Source organism: Microcoleus sp. Pol12B4 (assembly GCF_036701385.1).
GTDB lineage: Bacteria > Cyanobacteriota > Cyanobacteriia > Cyanobacteriales > Microcoleaceae > Microcoleus.
The window spans coordinates 1-1,551 of record NZ_JAUBQR010000433.1; the positions used below are offsets into that span (position 1 = coordinate 1).

The window sequence follows — 1,551 nt, forward strand, 5'->3', positions numbered from 1 at the left end:
AAAGTCCTACAATACTTAATCTCCGACCACGCCTCTTGGTTTGTTCTAACCGTTTTTGCTGTCCTCGTTTGTAATAACAGGGTAAGCTCATCTAATTTAGTATAAATTGTACTTGACAAAAAGACAAATATAAAAAATGTGGTATTTACGTATTAGCAATTCTATAATGAATGCCTTAAAAACTAAGTCATTAAGCGGTAAAACTCAATGGCTCAAGGATTCCTGCCCGCCCGGCCAAGGTCTAAACTACTGAAGAAGCCCTCACCTATCTCTATGCAAGAGTTACAAGGAAGCTTATCAAGTTATTTTGATGACGTACCCGACCCGAGAGTGAACCGAACCAAACGTCACTTACTGAAAGATATTCTTGTCATTGCTATATTATCTACAATAGCTGGAGGTGATGGATGGGAAGACATGGAAAATTATAGAATCAGTAAGCAGCAATGGTTGCAAAAATTTTTAGACTTACCAAATGGTATACCGAGCGATGATACCTTCCGACGAGTTTTTGAAAAGGTAGACCCGAAAGTTTTAGAACAGAAGTTGACTGAATGGGTTAAACAATTAATTGGGCCAGTTGTCCAACAAGTTATCCCGATTGATGGAAAAAGTCTCCGAGGTTCTTATGACCGAAAAACAGGGGAAAAGAATTTACATTTAGTGACGACGTGGGCGAGTGAAAATCGGTTGGTACTTGGACAAGTTAAAGTTGAAAACCATTCCAATGAAATCACAGCTATCCCAGCCCTATTGGAATTAATTGATGTCACCGGAGCGATTATTACGATGGATGCGATGGGTACTCAAACCGAGATTGTACGGCTGATTCGTCAAAAAAAAGCTGCTGCATGTAGTTACTCTGAAAAAGAATCATCCAACCCTTTACAAACAAGTCAAAACCTGGTATGAAACAGCCCGATCCCACCAATTTGGGGGAATTGAAGTGAGTGAAGATTCCCGAACGGAAAAAGCACATTATCGAATCGAAACTCTAAAAGTTTGGGCGGTTCCAGTGGGGGTTATAGGGGGGCTTTACAAACAAGAAGACTGGACAGATATTCAGACTATTGTTATAGTAGAACGTTTCCGTTATCTGTGGAACAAAACCACTCATGAAGTACAATTTTACCTAAGTTCCTTACCCGTAGATGCTAAAGCGGAATGGTCGCGTCATTCGTCAACATTGGAGTATTGAAAATCAAGAACATTGGGTTTTAGATGTCACTTTCAATGAAGATCTATCTCGCATTCGATCCTTGAATAGCCCTCGAAACTTGGCTGTTATCAGACGGATGTCCCTGAATGCTGTAAATCAAGAAACTACTCTCAAGCGTAGCTTGCGACAGAAAAGAAAACGGGCTGCAATGAATGATGAATACATGATGCTTCTTCTCAAATCCTTTTGTCAAGGGTGATTGAGATGCTCTTACCCTGGTTTGTAATAAGTGTAACTAGGTTCGCTCCACGCACAAAATCCTGATTCATCTAAATATTTTAAGTCAATTTCTCCCGCAGCAGCAGCCCATTCCAGCATATCTAGGTCTGCTT

At 40.4% G+C, this 1,551-nt stretch carries 1 pseudogene; it reads left to right on the forward strand.

The window, feature by feature from the left end:
• Nucleotides 1-207: 207 nt before the first annotated feature.
• Nucleotides 208-1,418: pseudogene (locus tag QUA38_RS28825) on the forward strand (ISAs1 family transposase).
• Nucleotides 1,419-1,551 lie beyond the last annotated feature (133 nt).